General features: G+C 68.0%; 15 protein-coding genes. 7 read left to right on the forward strand and 8 right to left on the reverse strand.

What is annotated here, in order from left to right:
- Positions 1 to 56 precede the first annotated feature (56 nt).
- The 3 genes from FHT26_RS14620 (at position 57) to FHT26_RS14630 (ending at position 3,244) form a co-directional block, all read left to right on the forward strand.
- Complete coding sequence (locus tag FHT26_RS14620) at positions 57 to 1,616, forward strand: clostripain-related cysteine peptidase (RefSeq protein WP_168560847.1); 1,560 nt, start codon at positions 57 to 59, stop codon at positions 1,614 to 1,616.
- A 207-nt stretch (positions 1,617 to 1,823) separates the two neighbouring features.
- On the forward strand, positions 1,824 to 2,240 hold the full coding sequence (locus tag FHT26_RS14625; protein WP_210427400.1) for a hypothetical protein: 417 nt from the start codon (positions 1,824 to 1,826) through the stop codon (positions 2,238 to 2,240).
- Between the two features lie 173 nt (positions 2,241 to 2,413).
- Positions 2,414 to 3,244 carry an urease accessory protein UreD gene (locus FHT26_RS14630; protein WP_168560848.1) on the forward strand — a complete coding sequence of 277 codons (831 nt, stop codon included), beginning with the start codon at positions 2,414 to 2,416 and terminating at the stop codon, positions 3,242 to 3,244.
- Between the two features lie 12 nt (positions 3,245 to 3,256).
- On the opposite strand, the gene FHT26_RS14635 is transcribed toward FHT26_RS14630, so the two are convergent.
- Positions 3,257 to 3,931: a glutathione S-transferase family protein gene (locus tag FHT26_RS14635; protein WP_168560849.1), complete on the reverse strand. Its 675-nt coding sequence runs from the start codon at positions 3,929 to 3,931 to the stop codon at positions 3,257 to 3,259.
- 221 nt (positions 3,932 to 4,152) lie between these two features.
- On the opposite strand from FHT26_RS14635, the gene FHT26_RS14640 reads away from it, so the two are divergent.
- The 4 genes from FHT26_RS14640 (at position 4,153) to FHT26_RS14655 (ending at position 9,271) form a co-directional block, all read left to right on the forward strand.
- Positions 4,153 to 4,914 carry a DUF4397 domain-containing protein gene (locus FHT26_RS14640; protein WP_168560850.1) on the forward strand — a complete coding sequence of 254 codons (762 nt, stop codon included), beginning with the start codon at positions 4,153 to 4,155 and terminating at the stop codon, positions 4,912 to 4,914.
- A 230-nt stretch (positions 4,915 to 5,144) separates the two neighbouring features.
- Complete coding sequence (locus FHT26_RS14645) at positions 5,145 to 6,440, forward strand: WD40 repeat domain-containing protein (protein WP_168560851.1); 1,296 nt, start codon at positions 5,145 to 5,147, stop codon at positions 6,438 to 6,440.
- An 83-nt stretch (positions 6,441 to 6,523) separates the two neighbouring features.
- Positions 6,524 to 7,573 carry a DUF2278 family protein gene (locus FHT26_RS14650; RefSeq protein ID WP_168560852.1) on the forward strand — a complete coding sequence of 350 codons (1,050 nt, stop codon included), beginning with the start codon at positions 6,524 to 6,526 and terminating at the stop codon, positions 7,571 to 7,573.
- Between the two features lie 27 nt (positions 7,574 to 7,600).
- The gene (locus FHT26_RS14655) at positions 7,601 to 9,271 is read left to right on the forward strand and encodes a phospholipase D-like domain-containing protein (protein WP_168560853.1); all 1,671 of its coding nucleotides are present in this window, start codon (positions 7,601 to 7,603) and stop codon (positions 9,269 to 9,271) included.
- Between the two features lie 7 nt (positions 9,272 to 9,278).
- Here FHT26_RS14655 and urtE read toward each other — a convergent pair whose 3' ends face one another.
- The 7 genes from urtE to FHT26_RS14690 all read right to left on the reverse strand — a co-directional run bounded on the left by urtE (position 9,279) and on the right by FHT26_RS14690 (position 19,993).
- Positions 9,279 to 9,971 carry an urea ABC transporter ATP-binding subunit UrtE gene (gene urtE, locus FHT26_RS14660; RefSeq protein ID WP_168560854.1) on the reverse strand — a complete coding sequence of 231 codons (693 nt, stop codon included), beginning with the start codon at positions 9,969 to 9,971 and terminating at the stop codon, positions 9,279 to 9,281.
- Between the two features lie 3 nt (positions 9,972 to 9,974).
- Positions 9,975 to 10,868, reverse strand: coding sequence for an urea ABC transporter ATP-binding protein UrtD (gene urtD / locus FHT26_RS14665; RefSeq protein ID WP_168560855.1), 894 nt, complete (start codon positions 10,866 to 10,868; stop codon positions 9,975 to 9,977).
- Positions 10,865 to 11,998, reverse strand: coding sequence for an urea ABC transporter permease subunit UrtC (gene urtC, locus FHT26_RS14670; RefSeq protein WP_210427401.1), 1,134 nt, complete (start codon positions 11,996 to 11,998; stop codon positions 10,865 to 10,867). The genes urtD and urtC overlap by 4 nt, the downstream gene beginning before the upstream one ends.
- Complete coding sequence (gene urtB, locus FHT26_RS14675) at positions 11,995 to 13,587, reverse strand: urea ABC transporter permease subunit UrtB (protein WP_168560856.1); 1,593 nt, start codon at positions 13,585 to 13,587, stop codon at positions 11,995 to 11,997. The genes urtC and urtB overlap by 4 nt, the downstream gene beginning before the upstream one ends.
- A gap of 92 nt (positions 13,588 to 13,679) precedes the next feature.
- Positions 13,680 to 14,954: an urea ABC transporter substrate-binding protein gene (gene urtA / locus FHT26_RS14680; protein WP_056815695.1), complete on the reverse strand. Its 1,275-nt coding sequence runs from the start codon at positions 14,952 to 14,954 to the stop codon at positions 13,680 to 13,682.
- A 305-nt stretch (positions 14,955 to 15,259) separates the two neighbouring features.
- On the reverse strand, positions 15,260 to 16,222 hold the full coding sequence (locus FHT26_RS14685) for a response regulator transcription factor (protein ID WP_168560857.1): 963 nt from the start codon (positions 16,220 to 16,222) through the stop codon (positions 15,260 to 15,262).
- A gap of 84 nt (positions 16,223 to 16,306) precedes the next feature.
- Positions 16,307 to 19,993: a pilus assembly protein gene (locus tag FHT26_RS14690; protein ID WP_168560858.1), complete on the reverse strand. Its 3,687-nt coding sequence runs from the start codon at positions 19,991 to 19,993 to the stop codon at positions 16,307 to 16,309.
- Positions 19,994 to 20,006: the final 13 nt, after the last annotated feature.

The following is a 20,006-nucleotide window of genomic DNA, read 5'->3' on the forward strand; positions in this document are numbered from 1 at the left end:
TGCATGCGAAAGGATCGCGGTTAGTGTAGCGATCGCCATCGACAAGAGGAGATCCCATGCCAACCCCCCGCCTGCAGCCCCGCGACACCCATTCCCCCGCGCGCGACAGCGTCGTGCTGGCGGTGTACGCGCCGTTCGGCAGCGACCCCGTGCTCAGCAGCTTCCCGGACGGCAGCTCCCGCCAGCTCGCACAGCATCCGCTCGTCAACAGCCTGCTGCAGATCGCCGGCAGCGGCGTCCACGTGACGGCGCTGGTCGACTTGGTCGACGACGACACCTACCTGATCGACATCCCGGCCGGGCAGCCGGCGTCCATGCAGACGGTCTCGCGCTGGAAGCAGGACATGGGTTCGCCGAACACGCTGGCCGGTTTCCTGCGCCATGCGCATGAGCTGCACGCCACCTCGGACCTGGTGCTCGCCCTCGAAGGCCATGGTGCCGGCTTCCTGCCCGAGATCGATCGCAGCAAGCTCACCGTCGCCAACCTGACCTTGCAGGGCCAGGTCGAATGGCACATCACGAGTGCCGGCGGGTCTCCCGTGCTGCCGCAAGGCTCGCCGATGCTGCCGCAGGGCTCGCCGATGCTGCCGCAGGGTTCGCCGATGCTGCCGGCCAGCCAGATGCCGCTGTCCACCTGGGGCTTGGGCGACGCCCTGAAGCAAGCCACCGATGCCGGCGTCCCCAAGCTCGCCGCGATCCACTTCAACAACTGCTTCAACATGTCGGTCGAGGTGCTGCACACCGTCGCGCCGTATGCCGACTACGCGACCGGCTACGAGAACTACAACTTCTTCACCGCCGGCGCAGCCTATCCGGCGGTGTTCCAGAAGCTGGCCGCCGCCGGCAGCGCCACCGCGCAGCAGCTCGCGCAGTGGTTCGCCGACGGCAACAAGGACATCCTCGCTGCCAAGGGCAACCACCCGACCGTCGGCTGCGTGGTGCAGCTCGGCCGGCTGCAAGCGATCGTCGAGCGCATCGACGACCTGGCCGACGCGCTGCTGGCCGCGCTGCGCACCTCGACGCCGGCACAACGCCCGACGGTGGTGTCGAAGATCCGTGACGCGATCCGCCGCGCCCAGCAGTTCGACACCAACGCGAACATGGACCTGGAGGCGCCGGACGAGCTGACCGACATCGACAGCCTGGCCACCGAGCTGATGGCCGTCGACTTCGCGCCGTTCAAGGTGCAGCAGGCCGCCGCCGGGCTGCGCGACGCGCTGAAGGACATCAAGCGCTACGGCGCCGTCGACGCCCCGTGGACGGCACCCGGCGAGCGCTGGGATTTCTCGGCGAAGAACCTCGCGATGAACATCTTCCTGCCCGACCCGCTGCTGCTCGGCCTGTGGGACTGGCGCTCGCCGTACTACCTGGACGTGAACCCCGACCCGACGCTGCCGCGCGTGCAGCCGCACCTCATCGACTTCGTGAAGGTCACCGACTGGGTCGACTTCATCGTCGAGTACCACAAGGGCCAGCCGTTCAAGGGCCTGCTGCCGGCGGCGATCCCGGAGTTCCCGGTGTTCAACGCGCGCTACGAGCCGCCGAAAGGCCGCCAGACCGACCCCTGCGGCGACGGGGACATCCCCAAGGGAGAGGACAAACCTCGCCGCGCCTGACGCCGCGCACGCCGCGGCGCGCTTTCCCCCGAACCCCTGCGAGGCCCGTCCTCCCAGGGTTTTTTTGCGTCCGGTCGCCTGTCGTCCGGTGATCGTCTCGCGATCGTCCAACGCACACGCCGATCGGGCTGCGGGCGGGCGTGTCAATGGGAAGGCGTCGTCGATGGAATGCAGTCCATGGAACATCCCATCCCTCAGGAGACGCACATGAAGTGGTATCTGTCCCTTCTCGGCGCGCTGGCCGTCTGGCGCATCACCCACCTGCTGCATGCGCAGTCCGGTCCGCGCCGCAGCCTCGAAACGCTGCGGCGCTGGGCCGGCGAGAGCTCGTCGCTGGCCTGCTTCTACTGCCTGAGCCTGTGGGTCTCGGTGCCGGTCGCGCTGGTGATCGGGCAGGACTGGCTCGAGCAGGTGCTGCTGTGGCTGGCCTTGTCGACCACCGCGATCGCGCTCGACCTGCTGCTCGACCTGATCAGCCGCAGCACCGCGCCGCCGGCCCACGTGCAGCTGCTGACGCCGTCGCAGATGGCGCAGGCGATGGCGGCCCGCTTCTTCGACGAACAACCGCCCGCGGACGAACCGGCCGAGCCGCTGTTCACGCCGACCCGCGCGCGCACGCACTGAAGGAGGCACCGCATGCTGCCGTCGATCAAACGCCGCCTGGCCGCGCTCGGGCCGGTCGCGATCCCGTTCGCCGACACCACGCCGGGCATCTGGCTGCTGGAGACGCAGCCGGCCCCGAAGCGGCCGTCGCCCGCCCCTACACTGCACGCGCCCCGCATCAACACCCCGAGCCCATGGCCTGGAACGGTCGCCTGCAACTCCACTACCGCCACGACGCCGGCCGCTGCGTCGTCCACGACCGGCACAGCGGGCCACTGCGCGTGCTGCAAAGTCTCTATCCCGAAGGCACCGGGATCTGCCACAACGTGCTGGTGCACCCGCCCGGCGGGATCGTCGGCGGGGACGTGCTGGAGATAGAAGCGACGCTCGATGCCGGCGCGCACGCGCTGATCACGACGCCGGGCGCGACGCGCTTCTACCGCAGCCTCGGCGAGACCGCGGTGCAGCGCCTGACCGCACGCGTGGCCGACGGCGCGCGCCTGGAGTGGCTGCCGCTGGAGACGCTGTGCTACCGGCGCACGCTGGCCGAGAACCGCATGCGCTTCGAGCTGGCGCCCGGCGCCGAGATGATCGGCTGGGACGTGCTGGCGCTCGGCCTGCCGGCCAGCGGCGAGGCGTTCGACGCAGGCCGCTACACGCAGCAGATCGAAGTGCCCGGCGTGTGGCTCGAACGCGGCACGGTCGACGGCGAGGATCGGCTGCTGCTTGATTCGCCGGTCGGGTTTGCCGGGCACAGCGTGCTCGCGACGATGTGGTTCGCTGCCGGCGCGGCGCTGCAGCCGGCGCGGCGCGAGGCGCTGATCGACGCGGCGCGCGAGCAGCTCGACGCGCATGCGCTTCGCCCGACCGCCGGGGCGACCTCGCCGCATGACGAGGTGGTGGTGCTGCGTGTGTTGGCGCACCGCGTCGAGCCGGCGATGGCGCTGCTGACCGCGGTGTGGAAGCGCTGGCGCGAGATCGGCTGGGCCTTGCCGGCGCAGGTGCCGCGGGTCTGGCGGACCTGAACGCGCGCCGGGTCAATCGTTCGCGAAGTCGTACGGCCCGCCCCGCTCCAGCGCTCGCCGGTAAGCCGGCCTCGCATGGATGCGCTTCAGCCACGCCATCAGCTTCGGCCGGCTCGCATCCAGCCCCGCGCGCTGTGCCGAGGCCTCGACCGGAAAGCTCATCTGGATGTCGGCCGCGCTGAATTCGGCACCGGCGAACCATTCGCTCTTGCTGAGCTCGGCTTCCATGAAGTCGAGTTGCCGTTTCAGGTTCGGCTCGACCATCATCGCCAGCACCTTGGCCGAGATGCCCTTCGCGATCGGCTTCACGAAGAACGGCATCGGCGTTTTCGGGATGCGGTCGAAGATCAGCTTCAGCAGCAGCGGCGGCATCGCCGAGCCTTCGGCGAAGTGCAGCCAGTAGCTGAAGCGCAGGGCCTCGGGCGTGCCCTTCGCCGGCGCCAACCGCCCTCGCCCATGGCGCTCGAGCAGGTACTCGATGATCGCGCCCGATTCGGCCAGCGTGTTGCCGTCGTCGGTGATCACCGGCGACTTGCCGAGCGGATGCACCTGCAGCAGCTCCGGCGGCGCGAGCATCGTCTTCGGGTCGCGCTGGTACTTCCTGATCTCGCAGGGCAGTCCCAGCTCTTCAAGCAGCCACAGCACGCGCTGCGAGCGCGAGTTGTTCAGGTGGTGGACAACGATCATGCAGTCTCCCGGGGCCGGATGTGGCGCGCATTGTCGCCGGGTGAGGCCCCTGCACATCCGACAGAAGTCGCCGGTGCACGCGGCGCCTCGTCCGACATCGATCTCAGGCACGCCCCACAGCGGTTCGCCCCGTCCACCGACACGGTGCACGACGCCCCAACCCTAGAGTCGCAGCACGATTTCGCGATCGATCCCTCGACTCCCCTGAAAGGCGGTACACCATGCACAAAGCTCTCAAATTCCTGGCGGCATTCGCTCCGATCCTGCTGGTCGCCGCTTGCGGCGGCGGCGACGACAGCATCGACGACCGGCTGGACATCGCCGACCCGAAGGTCCGCTTCATCCACGCGATCCCGGCCGGCCCGAATGTCTCGCTGTACCGCAACAACGAGATCTCCGGCGGCATCAACGACGTCGGCTACCTGTATGCGTCGAAGTACTACGTCGTCGACACCGCGCCGGCCGACTACACCGTGAAGACCACGACCGGCGCCGTCACCGTGGGCTCGATCAACTTCAACCCGACGCGCGGCAACAAGTTCACGCTGATCGCGGTGCCGGGCGAAGCGACGACGACCAACCTGCTGCTGATCAACGACCCGTACGACAAGCAACTCACCGCCACCAACGGACGCGTGCGCGTCGTCAACGGCTCGTTCAATGCGCAGAACGTCGACGTCTACCTGACGGCGGCCAATGTCGACATCAACACGGTGGCACCGAACTTCGCGGCCGCCACCTACAAGAACGCGGTGCCGGCCTCGAGCTCGAACTCGACCGACTTCACCGCCGGCAACTACGTCATGCGCGTGACGACCGCCGGCACCAAGTCGGTGATCTTCACTGCGCCGCTGGAAGTGCAGACCAATGCCGACCTGCTGCTGATGACAGTGCCGCAAAGCATCGCCGTCAACGACGTGAAGGTGCTGGAGGTGATTGCCGACAACGGCCAGCCGAGCACGGAGATCATCAATCAGCCCTGAATATGGGACATACCGGCTGAACGGTTGAATGGCCCGCCCGAGCGGGCCTTTCTGCGTCCGGGAGCGGCATCGGAACCCGCTACGCTTGCGCGCTGGCGAGGAACCCCATGTCGACTCATCTCAGAACGGCCCGAGACAGGGCCGACGGATCCGGCAGTACCCCTATTCCCAAGGCACGCAGCCGCCCCCGCATCGGCGGGGCGTCGACGCCTCGGATCGCGCTCGTCTGCGTGCTGCTCGCGTTGCTGCTGCTGGCGCTGGACGTCAAGGTCAGCCAACGTGCGGCGGAACTCTACGGCCCGACGGCGCTGGCGCTGCGCCCCGACGGCACGCAGGCCTGGCTGGCCGTCGACGACGAGATCTGGTCGTTCGACGCCGGCGGGCACCGCGGCATGCGGGCCCGGCTGCCGGAAATCGGTCTGCCGGGCCATGCCTACAGCCTCGATTGGCACCCGGGCGCCGGGCTGCTCGCGATGCGGCTCGACAACGACGCGACGATCCACCTGCTCGACCCGGCCACGCTGCTGCCGTCGGGCACCATCACGCTGCAGTGGCCGCCCGAACTGGTGGAGCACGCCAGCCGCGCGGTGCACCTGGCCTTCGCCGAGGACGGGCGCATCGCGGCGTCGACCGGCGGCGGCCATGCGGTGGCGCTGTTCGGCCGCGACGGCCGTTTCCTCGCACGCACCGCGCTGGGCACCTACCGCTTCACGAACGGCCTGTGGTGGAGCGGCGATGCGCTGTGGACCACCGACACCAACGGCCTGCAGCTGAAGCGGCTGGACGGCCGCACGCTGGCGCTGCAGCAGTCGGTCGACGTGCCGGCGCCGCGCGGCACCCGCTACCTGGGCCTTGCGCGGCCGCACCCGCCGCAGGCGACGGAAGCCAACGAGCCGCTGCCGCTGGCCACCGTGATCCGCTTCGGCAACGACCGCATCGTCGGCGTGGTGGCCGACATCCTGCCCGGCGGCGGCGAGCTGCTGTTCTCGCAGACCGACCGCATGGAGCCGCGCGACCTCGGCTGGCTGGGACGCGACCTGCTGGTGGTCGACGGGCGCAGCCGCTCGGTGCTGCGCTGGAATGCCGCGCACGAGCCGCTGCCGCCGTTCGGCGACACCGACAGCCAGCGCGACCTGCAGGACGCCGCGCAGATGCAGCAGCGCCTGCAGTGGCTGCACCAGGCCCTGGTCGCCGCAGCGATCGGCGGCGTGGTCGCCGCAATCACGCTGGTGTGGCATGCGCGCCGCGGCAGCCGCTCGCGGCGGCGCATCGCGGCCACGCCGCACTGGTGGGCGGTGCTCGCGTCGGCACTGCTGCCGGGCCTGGGCCAGTGGATGCGCGGGCGCAATGCGATGGCGCTGGCCTGGTTCCTGGTCTGGTCGGTCTACACGCTGTCGATCAGCGTGCCGGTGCTGTGGAACCTGCTCGGCCCGCGCAGCGACGTGTCGGTGCAGTACGCCGCCGACGTGCTGGCGGTGCAGCTGCTGATCACCGCGTTCGCGGCGCTGGAGGCTGCGCGGCGCTGACGCGCCATCGTCCTTCCGCCATCTGGAGGATGACGCGCGCCTCGCACTGGCGCACTGTGGCGAGGTCAACCGAGGAGCAGACCATGCCCATCGCCCAATACGGCGTCCTGTGCGGACGCGCGATCGACCGCCAGCCTGGCTCCGGTGCCAAGCCGCACTACCAGATCCACGTCATCGACGGCAGCACCGACTACCGCATCGCGGTCAATGTCGCGTCGGCGCTGGCGCCGTCGGAGGTCGAGTACCTCATCGAGCCGCAGTTCGTCCACCCGGTGCTGCAGAACCTGTCCGACATGTCGCCGGGCTGGCATGCCCTGAGCTCGAAACCGGGTGGTGCGGCGCTCGACTTCATCCGCACCAACCTGTTCGATCCACGCAAGATGGTGCCGCTGCCGATCAATGCGCCGGGCCCGGACAACGACCTGAACGAGAAGCTCGACCACTACGTGCAGCGCGCGATGGCCGACGAGGAGGCGATGGTGTTCGCCTTCGGCCAGCGCTGGGGTCCGGAGGCCGGCAAGAAGGACGCCTACTTCGGCTTCCTGCCCGGCAACGGCGTGCACGACATCCACATGAACCAAGCCAACGTCGGCCAGTTCACGAAGGACGACGGCGTCTACCAGGACGGTGCGCTGCTGCTGCACTACCCGGCGCAGCAGCAGTGGGTCGGCATCTTCCTGAAGTTCCAGTCGCAGACCTGGCACACCGACGACAAGACCGGGCACCAGACCACGGTCGACACCAGCGGGCCGACCGATCCGGCGCCCGGGCCCGGCCCGTTCGTGCCCGGCAACCCGCCGACGCCGGACCGGCCGGACGGCATGCTGCGCATCGTCTCGGCGCTGGTCAACAGCATCGAGTCGCCCGAGGTCGAGACGGTGACGCTGCTGAACGCGACCCCGAAGCGCATCGACCTCGGCGGCTGGAAGCTGCTCGACCGCAACAAGGCGGCGACGCCGCTGTCGGGCCCGATCGAGCCTGGCGAGACGCGGCGCTTCAAGGTGGCGACGCCGATGGCGCTGTCGAACAAGGGCGGCATGATCAGCGTGATCAACGCCGACGGCCTGCGCGTGGACGGCGTCACCTACTCGAAGGCCGATGCATCGCTGCCGGGCTATTCGGTGAAGTTCTGACCCTCGGCTCGACCTCCGGAGATCACCATGCGCGTACGCAACGAGAACGGCGGCCTGACGGCGATGGCCGTGGCCGGCACCTACGTGGTGCTGCTGGGCTGGGACATGCCCGAGGCGACCCTGCTGGCGCAAGGCGTGCTGGGTTTCGCGGTGCGGCGGCTGCGCGAGCGCGACGGCGAGCGCATCTGGCTGTCGGGCATGAAGACCTTCGAGCAGGTCGAGCCCTTCCCGGTGCCGGACGAGCCGGTGACGAGCTTCCTGCACCCGCTGCAGACCTTCCAGTGGGCCGACTACAGCGCCTCGCCCGACGAGCGCTACGTCTACACCATCGTCCCGATGGGCGGCGCGCCGGGCGCGCTGGTGCTCGGGCCGGGAGTCGACCTGGCGGTGGCGACCGAGCGGGTCGACCAGGGCCGGCACGCGGTCTTCTTCAACCGCGGCGCGGTCGCGTCGCAGGAGTACGCGCGGCGCTTCCAGAACCGGCCGCCGGACGACGTCGGACCGTCGGCGTTCAACTGGCTGTCGCGCGGGCTGGTCGAAGGCCTGGAAGCCTTCATCGGGCAGGCGGCGCAAGGCGATGCGCTGGAGGGCGCGTTCTTCGAGTTCAAGAGCCCGCGCATCTACACCGCGTTGAAGGCCGCGAAGGCGCGCGGCGCGGCCGTCTCGGTGCTGTACGACGGCGACAGCCAGGGCGAGGGCAACGACAAGGCCCTCGAAGGCCAGGGCATGGACGGCATGGTCAAGTCGCGCGAGCACGCCGGCGGCTTCGCGCACAACAAGTTCCTCGTGCTGATGCAGGCCGGTGTGCCGAAGCAGGTGTGGACCGGCTCGACCAACCTGAGCGTCAACGGCATGTTCGGCCATTCGAACAATGCCCACATCGTGCGCGACGACGCGATCGCGGCCCGCTACCACCAGTACTGGCTGCTGCTGGACAGCGACCAGACGCGCAAGCCGACCGCGACGCAGGACGAGGCACTGTCGCCGCTGCCGGCCGACGGCTCGCCGCTCGACGCGCTGTTCTCGCCGCGGCTCGGCCTGCAGGCGCTCGACTGGTACGCCGGGCTCGCGGCCGGTGCGAAGCGCGGCGTGTTCATGACCTTCGCGTTCGGCATGAACAGCCGCTTCGTGCCGTCGTACGACAAGACCGACGACGTGCTTCGCTTCGCGCTGATGGAGAAGAAGGGCACCGGCAGGACCTACAAGGCGCAGGCCGCCGAGATCGACCGCATCCGCCGGCACCCGAACGTGACGGTGGCGGTGGGCAACCGCGTCGAGCTGAACCTGTTCGACCGCTGGCTCGCCGAGCTCGACCGCATCGCCGACGAGGCGCACGTGCTGTATGTGCACACGAAGTACATGCTGGTGGACCCGCTCGGCGACACGCCGACGGTGGTGGTGGGATCAGCCAACTTCTCGGCGGCGTCGACCACCGACAACGACGAGAACATGCTGGTGATCCGCGGCGACACCGCGGTGGCCGACATCTACCTCGGCGAGTTCATGCGGCTGTTCTCGCACTACGCCTTCCGCGAGTCGCTGCAGTTCAAGGACGCCACCTCGGACGCGAATGCCCTGTTGCGCAAGTACCTGGTGCCGTCGCCAGACTGGATCCACGGCGGCGGCGGTGCAGGGCAGAGCTACTTCAGGGCGGGGTCGGACCGGGCGCTGCGGCGCTTGTATTTCTCGGGGCAGTAGGCGCGGTTCAGATCGACATCCGGTCGCGCACGCCCTCGGCTTCCATGTCCTTCCCGCGCCCGCGCTGGATGATCTCGCCGCGCTCCATCACCAGGTACTGGTCGGCGAGCTCGGCGGCGAAGTCGTAGTACTGCTCCACCAGCACGATGGCCATCGTCTTGCGGTCGGCCAGCATGCGGATCACGCGGCCGATGTCCTTGATGACGCTCGGCTGGATGCCTTCGGTCGGCTCGTCGAGGATCAGCAGCTTCGGCCCCGCCGCCAGCGCGCGCGCGATGGCCAGTTGCTGCTGCTGGCCGCCCGACAGGTCGCCGCCGCGGCGGTTGATCATCTGCTTGAGCACCGGAAACAGCTCGAACAGCTCGGCCGGCACCGGCGTGCCGCCGCTCTTGTACGCCAGGCCCATTCGCAGGTTCTCGTCGACCGTCAGCCGGCCGAAGATCTCGCGGCCCTGCGGCACGTAGCCGACGCCCTTGCGCACCCGGTCGTACGGCGTGTCGTGCGTGATGTCCTGGCCGTCGAGCTGGATGCTGCCGGTCTTCACCGGCACCACACCCATCAGGCTCTTCAGCAGCGTCGTCTTGCCCACGCCGTTGCGCCCGAGCACCACGGTCACCTCGCCGAGCCGGGCCTCGAAGCCAAGGTTGCGCAGGATGTGCGACCCGCCGTAGTACTGGTTGATCCCTTCGACCTTCAGCATGGCTCAGCGTCCCAAATAGACTTCGACGACCTTGTCGTCGGCCTGCACCTCGGACAACAGGCCTTCGGCCAGCACGCTGCCTTCGTGCAGCACCGTCACCTTCTTGCCGTTGCGCCCGTTCTGCGTCAGCGCGCCGACGAACTTCATGTCGTGCTCGACCACCACCAGCGAGTGGTTGCCTTCGAGCGACAGGAACAGCTCGGCGGTGCGCTCGGTCTCTTCGTCGGTCATGCCGGCCACCGGTTCGTCGAGCAGCAGCAGCTTCGGGTCCTGCATCAGCAGCATGCCGATCTCCAGCCACTGCTTCTGCCCGTGCGACAGCAGCCCGGCGACGCGCTGCGCGCCGTCCTTCAGGTGGATCAGCGCCAGCATCGCGCCGATACGGTCGAGCTGCTCGCCGTTCAGGCGGAAGAACATCGACGAGCGCACGCCGCGGTCGGCCTTCAGCGCGAGCTCCAGGTTCTCGAACACCGTCAGCTGCTCGAACACCGTCGGCTTCTGGAACTTGCGGCCGACGCCGATCGACGCGATCTCGTTCTCGCGCAGCCGCAGCAGGTCGATGGTGGAGCCGAAGAAGGCGCGGCCGGCATCGGGCCGGGTCTTGCCGGTGATCACGTCCATCATCGTCGTCTTGCCGGCGCCGTTCGGGCCGATGATGCAGCGCAGCTCGCCGGCGCCGATGTTCAGCGACAGCGCGTTCAGCGCCTTGAAGCCGTCGAAGCTGACGGTGATGTCGTCCAGGTACAGGATCGCGCCGTGCCGGGTGTCGAGCACGCCCTCCTCGACCACGCGGCCGTAGCTCGCCGTTCGCCCGCCCGAGGTGCCCGGGCCGCCCCGCTCCTTGTTCGCCAGCGCCTCGCGTACGCGCGCGCCGGCCTCCATCAGTTCGGGCGTCATGCCTTCACCTCACCCTTGCTGCCGCGCTGGAACCGGCGCGCGAGCCCGACGATGCCTTGCGGCAGGAACAGCGTCACCGCGATGAACAGCGCGCCGAGGAAATACAGCCAGAACTCCGGGAAGGCCTGCGTGAACCAGCTCTTGGCGCCGTTGACGAAGAAGGCGCCGACGATCGGCCCGACCAGCGTGCCGCGCCCGCCGACCGCGGCCCAGACCGCGATCTCGATGCTGGCGGCCGGCGACATCTCGCCCGGGTTGATGATGCCGACCTGCGGCACGTACAGCGCACCGGCGATGCCGCACATCACCGCCGAGATGACCCAGATGCAGAGCTTGTAGCGCAGCGGGTCGTAGCCGGTGAACATCACGCGGCTCTCGGCGTCGCGGATCGCCTGCAGCACGCGGCCGAACTTGCTGCCCACCAGCCAGCGGGACAGCAGGAAGAAGCCGATCAGCGCGAGGCCGCTCAGCACGAACAGCGTCATCCGCATCGACGGCGTCGCGATCGGGTGGCCGAGGATGCGCTTGAAGTCGGTGAAGCCGTTGTTGCCGCCGAAGCCGGTCTCGTTGCGGAAGAACAGCAGCATCGCCGCATAGGTCATCGCCTGCGTGATGATCGAGAAGTACACGCCCTTGATGCGCGAGCGGAACGCGAAGAAGCCGAACACGAACGCGAGCAGCCCCGGCACCAGGACGACCAGCAGCAGCGTCGCGGCAAAGCTGTCGCTCGCCGCCCAGTGCCACGGCAGCGACTTCCAGTCGAGGAAGACCATGAAGTCGGGCAGGTCGGACTGGTAGTTGCCGTCGCGCCCGATCTGGCGCATCAGGTACATGCCCATCGCATAGCCGCCGAGCGCGAAGAACACGCCGTGGCCGAGCGACAGGATGCCGGTGTAGCCCCAGATCAGGTCCATCGCCAGCGCGCAGATCGCATAGCACATGATCTTGCCGGCCAGGCCGATCGCGTAGTCGCTCAGGTGCAGCGCGCTGTCCTGCGGCACCGCGAGGTTCAGCACCGGCGCCAGCACGACGACGGCGACCAGCGCGGCCAGCACGCCGCCCCAGGCGGTGAACGACAGCATCTGCGTGCGCGGGCCGACGGCCGCCGCAGGGGTGAGGACGGCGCTCATGCTTCGGCACTCCGGCCTTTCATCGCGAAGATGCCCTGCGGCCGCTTCTGGATGAAGATGACGATGAAGACCAGCACCATGATCTTCGCGAGCACGGCGCCCTGCCAGCCTTCGAGCAGCTTGTTCAGCACGCCCAGGCCGAGCGCCGCGTAGACGGTGCCGGCCAGCTGGCCGACCCCGCCGAGCACGACCACCATGAACGAGTCGACGATGTAGCCCTGCCCGAGGTCGGGCCCGACGTTCCCGATCTGCGACAGCGCGCAGCCGGCCAGCCCGGCGATGCCGGATCCGAGCGCGAATGCGCAGGTGTCGATGCGCGCGGTGTTGACACCCATGCAGGCGGCCATCCGGCGGTTCTGCGTGACGCCGCGCACGAACAGCCCGAGCCGGGTGTGCGCGATCAGCAGTGCGACGCCGGCCAGCACCAGCACCGCGAACGCGAGGATCGCGATGCGGTTGAACGGCAGCGTCAGGTTGCTCAGCACCTCGACGCCGCCGGACAGCCACGACGGGTTCTCGACCTGCACGTTCTGCGCGCCGAAGAGCGAGCGCACGCCCTGCATCAGCACCAGGCTGATGCCCCAGGTGGCCAGCAGCGTCTCGAGCGGGCGGCCGTACAGCCAGCGGATCACGCTGCGTTCGAGCGCCGCGCCGACCAGTGCGGCGGCCAGGAACGATGCCGGGATCGCGACGATCACGTAGGCGTCGAACAGGCCCGGCAGGTGCGACTTGAACAGGTTCTGCACCACGTAGGTCGCGTAGGCGCCGATCATCATCAGCTCGCCGTGCGCCATGTTGATCACGCCCATCAACCCGTAGGTGATGGCCAGGCCGAGCGCGACCAGCAGCAGGATGCTGCCGAGGCTGACGCCGGTGAACAGCACGCCGAGGCGTTCGCCCCACGCGAGGCGTGCGTCGATCGCGCCGAGCGCGATGCCGAGCTGGCTGCGGATGTCGACCTCGGTCTCGCCGCCGTCGGCCGCGGGCTTCAGGCGTTCGAGGATCAAGGTCTTGGTGGCCGGCGTCAGGCTGCCGGCGAGTGCGCGGGCGGCCTCCATGCGCTTGCCGGCGTCGGTCGACGACACCAGGATCGCGGCGCGCACCTGCGTCAGCTGTTCCTTCAGCGCGGCGTCCTGTTCGGCGGCAAGTGCCTTCTCGATCAGCGGCAGCCGGCCTTCGTCGGCCTCCTCCTTCAGCGCCTTGATCGCGGCGCGGCGCTCGCCGAGGTCGTGCGAAAAGAGCTTCAGCGCGGCCAGCGCGCCTTCGAGCTCGCGGCGCATCTGGTTGCTGTTGACGAGGTCTTCGGCGCCGTCGGGGAGCCTGGCATCGGCACCGGTCGCGGCATCGCTCGCCTTGTCGCCGCGCACGATGAAGACCTTGTCGCCGGCGAGCTTCACCGCGTCGTCGAGCATCGCCTGCACGAACGCGGCGAGCCCGTCGTCGCCACGGGCCAGCGAGGCCTGCAGCGCGGCGATGCGCTCTTCGTTCTCGCCCTTGGCGAGGGCCAGTGCCTGCGGCGGCGTCAGCGCGTGGACCGCGCCGAACGACAGGCCGAGCAGCAAGGCGACCAGCCAGCGTCGTGCATGCATGGGAAACATCGAGGGAAATCCGTCCTGCTCAGATTCGACAAGGGCCACCCGGTCGCCGGGTGGCCCGTTTCTCGGGTCAGCGGTTCAGCCGATCACGACTTCTTCTCGGGCTCATCCTTCTTCTTGTCGTTGCCTTCGATGTACGGGCTCCACGGCTTGGCCTTCACCGGGGCGGGGGTCTTCCACACCACGTTGAACTGGCCGTCGGCCTTCACTTCGCCGATGAACACCGGCTTGTGCAGGTGGTGGTTCTTCGCGTCCATCGTCGACACGAAGCCGCCCGGAGCCGGGAAGGTCTGGCCGGCCATCGCGGCGATGACCTTGTCGGTGTCGGTGCTGCCGGCCTTCTTGACCGCCTGCGCCCACATGTGGATGCCGATGTAGGTGGCTTCCATCGGGTCGTTGGTCAGCGGCTTGTCGGCACCCGGCAGGTTCTTCGCCTTCGCGTACTCGGCCCACTGCTTCTTGAAGGCGTCGTTGGTCGGGTTCTTGATCGACATGAAGTAGTTCCATGCCGCGAGGTGGCCGACCAGCGGCTTGGTGTCGACGCCGCGCAGTTCTTCTTCGCCGACCGAGAAGGCCACCACCGGCACGTCGGTCGCCTTCAGGCCCTGGTTGCCCAGTTCCTTGTAGAACGGCACGTTCGAGTCGCCGTTGATCGTCGAGATGACGGCGGTCTTGCCGCCGGCCGAGAACTTCTTGACGTCGGCGACGATGGTCTGGTAATCGCTGTGGCCGAACGGCGTGTACTTCTCGTCGATGTCGCTGTCCTTCACGCCCTTGCTCTTCAGGAAGGCGCGCAGGATCTTGTTGGTGGTGCGCGGGTAGACGTAGTCGGTGCCGAGCAGCACGAAGCGCTTGGCGCCGCCGCCGGCCTTGCTCATCAGGTATTCGACCGCGGGGATGGCCTGCTGGTTGGGCGCCGCGCCGGTGTAGAACACGTTCTTGCTGAGTTCTTCGCCTTCGTACTGCACCGGGTAGAACAGCAGGCCGTTGAGTTCCTCGACGACCGGCAGCACCGACTTGCGCGACACGCTGGTCCAGCAGCCGAACATCACCGCGACCTTGTCCTGGCTGATCAGCTGCTTGGCCTTCTCGGCGAACAGCGGCCAGTTGGAGGCCGGGTCGACGACGACGGGTTCGAGCTGCTTGCCGAGCACGCCGCCCTTGGCGTTGATTTCGGCGATCGTCATCAGCGCCGTGTCCTTCAGCACGGTCTCCGAGATCGCCATCGTGCCCGACAGCGAGTGCAGGATGCCGACCTTGATGGTGTCGGCGGCCTGCGCGAACAGCGGCAGGCCGAGGGCGGCGACGCCGAGCGACACGGCGCTCAGCGACGCGGCGAAATTGCGGCGGGATGACTTCATGGAGAACGCTCCTGTGGGTTGTGTCTTGCGTCCCTCTTCGGGTGGGGACGGACGAGACGCAGGTTACGGAGCGGGCCGGATTCGAGGAATACGACAGATGGCGTACAGCCGCTGAGCTGCTGAAACCTGTTACACGTGCTTGTAGATTGAGCGGTGACCGCCCAGGTGGCAAGGACGCGGGGTTTCCGCTTGGTGGAAAGGGAAGCGCCTGAACAGTCGGACGACGGGCACGCAACTGTTCGCGCGCTCAACGGTCTGATCAGTCTTTCCCCCCACCCGCCACCCGCCGCGCCAAGCCGCGCGATTCAACCCCCGTGCCAGGGCGCCAGCGCCCGCACCTTCTGGATCGCGAGCGATGCCGCCGCGTTGCGCGTCTCGACCCCGAGCTTCTCGAACACATGCTCCAGGTGCTTCTTCACCGTCGCCGGGCTGCTGCCGAGGATGTCGCCGATGTCGCGATTCGTCTTGCCCTTGGCGACCCAGTACAGCACCTCCGCCTCGCGCAGCGTCAGCCTGAAGGCCTGCAGCACCGCATCGACCGCCGCGGCGTCCGACACCTCGCGCATCACGATCAGCCAGTCGTCGTCGCTGGTGCGCTGCTGCAGCGAGAACACCAGCTGGCGCTCGCCGCGCACCACCGACAGCGAGGTCGGCTCGCGCCCTTCGGCCGCCAGCTGCGACTGCGCCTGCAGCCACGCCGCCAGCTCGGCCGGCACGTGGGCCGGCGGAGCGTCGAAGTAGCGCTGCATCAGCTCGCGCGCGAGCGCCGTCTGCCACACCGCGCGGCTGTTCTCGACCTGCCCGGTCACGTGGATCGCCATCGTCGCGTGGCCGAAGGCATCGAGCGCATTGCGGGCCTGCCGCGCCTGGCGCGCGCTCTGCATGTGCACCACCATGCGCGCCAGCACCTCCTGCGGGCGGATCGGCTTGGTGACGTAGTCGATGCCACCGGCCTGGAACGCGGCCACCACGTGCTCGGTCTCGGTCAGGCCGGTCATGAAGATGATCGGGATGTGCGAGGTGCCGGGCTGCGCCTTCAGCCGGCGTGCCACCTCGAAGCCGTCCATGCCGGGCATCACCGCGTCGAGCAGCACGATGTCGGGATCGGCCTGGATCGCCCGCTGCAACGCGCTCTCGCCATTGACCGCCACCAGCACGGTGTAGCCCGCCTCGTCGAGCGCGTCGTGCAACAGCGACAGGTTGTCGGGCACGTCGTCGACGATGAGCACGACGTCGCTCAGGCTGCGGTCTGGGAGTCTCTCGGTCATGGCCGGCTGGGCGAGAAGGATGCGCACCGTACGGTGCAGGTGCGCAAGCGTAGCCGACGCCGGCCTTCCCGGGCCGACCGGATTTCACTGCCCGATCGTCAGCTCCCGCCAAGTCAGCCGGCGCGTTCCCTTGGCCGGTCCCCCGGTGGGCACGTTCTTGACGGAAGAACTGCCGTCCGAGCTGTTGATCGACGCCACCACCTGCCCGGTGGTCGTGATCGCCAGCGTCGTCGTGCTGGACACCGCCTCGTTGTTGAGCAGCACGCCGGCTTCGGTGCCGGTGCCGACCTTGAGCCCGGTAGCGTAGTCGACGTAGTTCAGGTAGCTGCTGCCACCGGTCTTGCAGCCCGCCTCACGGGTCGGCAGGTTCGACACATAGACCAGTGTGCCCAACTGCAGCGTCGGGTTGGTGTCGATGCGCTCGCCGGCATTCGGCAGGTCTTCGTACCAGCCGTGCATGCGGTCGAAGCTGAGCGCGTAGCCAAGGGGGCTGCTGGCGGTGCGCACACCGCCACTGTCGTTCAACGTGCGCGGCATGAAGCATTGCGTGACCTTGCTGGCCGTGCAGGCGCTCGCGCGCGGGCTGCCATACAGGCCACCACTGCCAGAGGCGGTGGTCAGCGGATCCTTCAATGCGTAGAGCGTCTGCGTCTGCGTCGACGCCACATCGGTCAGGCCCAGGTAAGAGCCGGTGCCCACATAGACCACGCGCGTTCCACCGACCAAGCCCAGTTCTGGCCGGGTCGTGACGGGCTGGCGCACGCCCGCGGCATCGGCCAGCGTGGCCACCAGCTGCACGGCGGTGGTGCCGCCCGACCGCGTGAGCGTGCGCAGGTCGAAGCGCCACAGGTTGCCGAACAGGTCGCCGCCGTACACATAGGTCGCGACGTTGTTGCTGGCGCTGTCGCTCCAGGCGCTCAGCCGCGCCAAGCCACTCGGGCACGGTGCGGCCGTGCAGCCGGCCGGCACGCTGCCGCCGGTAGTCGAGCCGATGCCGGTGTCCAGCTTCTGGATGACGGCACCGGTCTTCGCGTTCAGCACCCACATCACGCCATGGCCGCTGCCGGGCGAGACGTTGTTGTAGCCGGAGCTCAGCAACACCACCCAGGTACCGTCGGACAGCTTGGTCACGATCGGCGCGCCATACGAATACCCGAGGTCGGCATCGCGCACGTAGGCGGTATCAAGGCTGCTGTCGTGGCTGAACTCCCACAGCACCTGAGGCGAGGCAGGGTCGGTGACATCCAATGCATAGAAGCCGCGTCCGCCGGCACCCAGCCCACCGACGAGGATGGTGCGCCAGGCTGAGCCGTCATGGATGTCGGCCGCAGTGCTGGCGCCATTGACGAAGAAGCGGTGCCGGGTCGCGTATTTTTTGTCGGCCAGCTGGTAGAGACTGGGCAACAGCAGCGACGGGATGTAGGCCCATGACTCGGCACCGGTGTCGGCCCGAAAGGCATGCAGCATGCCGTCGTTGGCACCGAGGTAGACCATCGCCTGCCGGCTCGCCTGGCTGCTCTTGTAAGCCGCGTAGCCGGTGTCGGCATACAGCTGGCTCGGCGGGCCCACGTACACCGGCTGCGCGTCGACGGTGTCGCCCAGCACGTGGGTGCGCGGGAAGTAGTACGCGGTGTTTCCGACGCCTTCGTTGCTGCGCTCACCGCGCAGGTAGGCCACGAGGTTGGCCCCGCCCGCGCCCAAGGCACCGGCACTGGCACTGTCGACCTGCGCGGTGCTCGCCAGGCAGGCACTGCCCACGCTGCACATCTGCGAGAGGCCGCCTATGGCCGCCACCTTGAAGTACCCCTGTTGCTCGCTGCCGAGCGACGACCACTCGAACGGGATGCGCGTGCCGCTTCCGCCGGTGGCCTTCCAGGTGTAGAGGTTGCGGGCACCGGCGGAGAGCCTGTCGAGCAGCGGCGTGGTCTTCAGGCCGGTGCCGGAGGACTCGACGCAATCGCTGCCGGCACCGGACTGAGACCAGTCGGGCGTCGCCGCGCGTGCGCCGGTCGAGGGATCGACGGCGTAGCGCGCCAGCTCGCCGAACCACTTCGATGAGCAGAAGCTGGTGCTGAAGACGTAGTTGGAGCCGGCTGCGGACAGGTTGACATTTCCCGAGGTCGGCGCTGCTGCGCTGGACCCCGAGGACACGATGCCTTGCAACGCGGTGCTCAAGCCGTCCTTGAGTTCGCCGACGTTGGTGGCGCTGTAGTAGCCGCCGCGTCCATTGACCGCGGCATGCCAGAGGTCGTCGATGGCGGTTGCCGAGTCCGCAGTGGGCCTCGGCCAGGTACAGGCACCGGTCGTCTGCCATCGGCAGATGCCACGGGCCTGGTTGGCCGCGCTGGCCTTCGTCCCGTTGACAACATCGTAATAGTCGCCGCTGCCAGCCGTCGCGTAGTCGGACTGGAACAGCATGTAGCCCGATGCCCCCAGACCGATGGTGTACGTCACGAGATTCTGGCGCTCGTTGGCGTAGGCGTTGCTCGCGACGTCTACGCCCTGGGAATTGGTGGCATTGCCAAGGGCATTCGAGCGCAGATCGGTGATGTAGTAGAACTGCGCCACATCCGCCAACGTGTTGCTCGTTCGATTCGCGTCCCGATACGGACTCGGCAGACTACCGTCCTGATCGCCCACATCCGTGCTGCCATCGACCTGCTTCGGCGTTGCCGGATCATTCCAGTATCCATCCGTCTGCAGGATCGCGTAATTGCGTTGGCAGGCATGCTGCATCGGGTCTTGCGCGGCTTGACCCCAGACACTGGAGAGCTTGCCGGCAAAATACCGGCCCGCCGTCGACAACGCTGTTCGCAACGGCGTCGACGGCGCCGTCCTGGCGGCAGCGATCGTCGCGTACAGTGCCTCCTTCCTGGTCGCATCGAAATCGGCCACGTTCAGGAAGTTCGTGCGGCCGGCGACATCGTTGATCGTCATGTAGCCGACGCGCACGCTGTCATCCAGATCGGCGAACGTCAGCAGGATGGCCGATTTCGCCATCTGGAGACGGGTCCGGTAATAGGCGAACCAATTCGCGTAGTTCGTTATCTCCTCTGCATAGGTGCATGACGCACCGGCGCAATCGAGTCGCGCGCTGGCCTTGGGATAGCTTGGCTTGCTGCTCTTCACCGTCGTGGGAACGTTGCTTCCCGGCACTGACGATGAAGCTCCTGGGGTTCGGGCATAGATATACGTGTTGGCAGGGCTTCCTATGGAACCGTACAGAACCTGGCAGTTGGTCAGGTTCGAGTACATGCACCACCGAACGTAGGCAGGATACGGGTAGGCCGTGGTCGCCGCAGTTTGAACGTTGCACGTCACCAATGCCGGTGAGTCACAGTATTCGCCCGCGGTGAACGTGTAGTAAGTCGGCGGACTGGTTTTCAGGTCCGCAGTACTCGTCGACAGTTGCCCGTAGGCGTCCAAGGGGACCTTGGTCCACGTTGCCGTGTTCGCGGCGTTCATCGACGGGTAATAGCTCCCGTCGCCTCGTGGCGGCACGATATAGCGCACGCTGGAATCGTAGAACAATCCGTTGTAGCGGCTGTTGAATTTGAATTGGGCATCGATGGCCATGCCCGCCCAATCCGGCATGGTCGAGTCTTCCATGCTGCCGGAATTGTCCAGGATGAACATCAGGTTCGGCTTCACCGACGAGGTCGTCGCCAACGGCGAGGCGGCGAGATCGGTCGCATCCGCGATCGCGGGCGTCGGAAAGCACGCGCAGCAACAGGCCCATGCCACTATCGCGATCCATTTGCGTGCGTCCATCGTCACTCCTTTG

The organism is Rhizobacter sp. SG703 (assembly GCF_012275445.1).
GTDB lineage: Bacteria > Pseudomonadota > Gammaproteobacteria > Burkholderiales > Burkholderiaceae_C > Rhizobacter.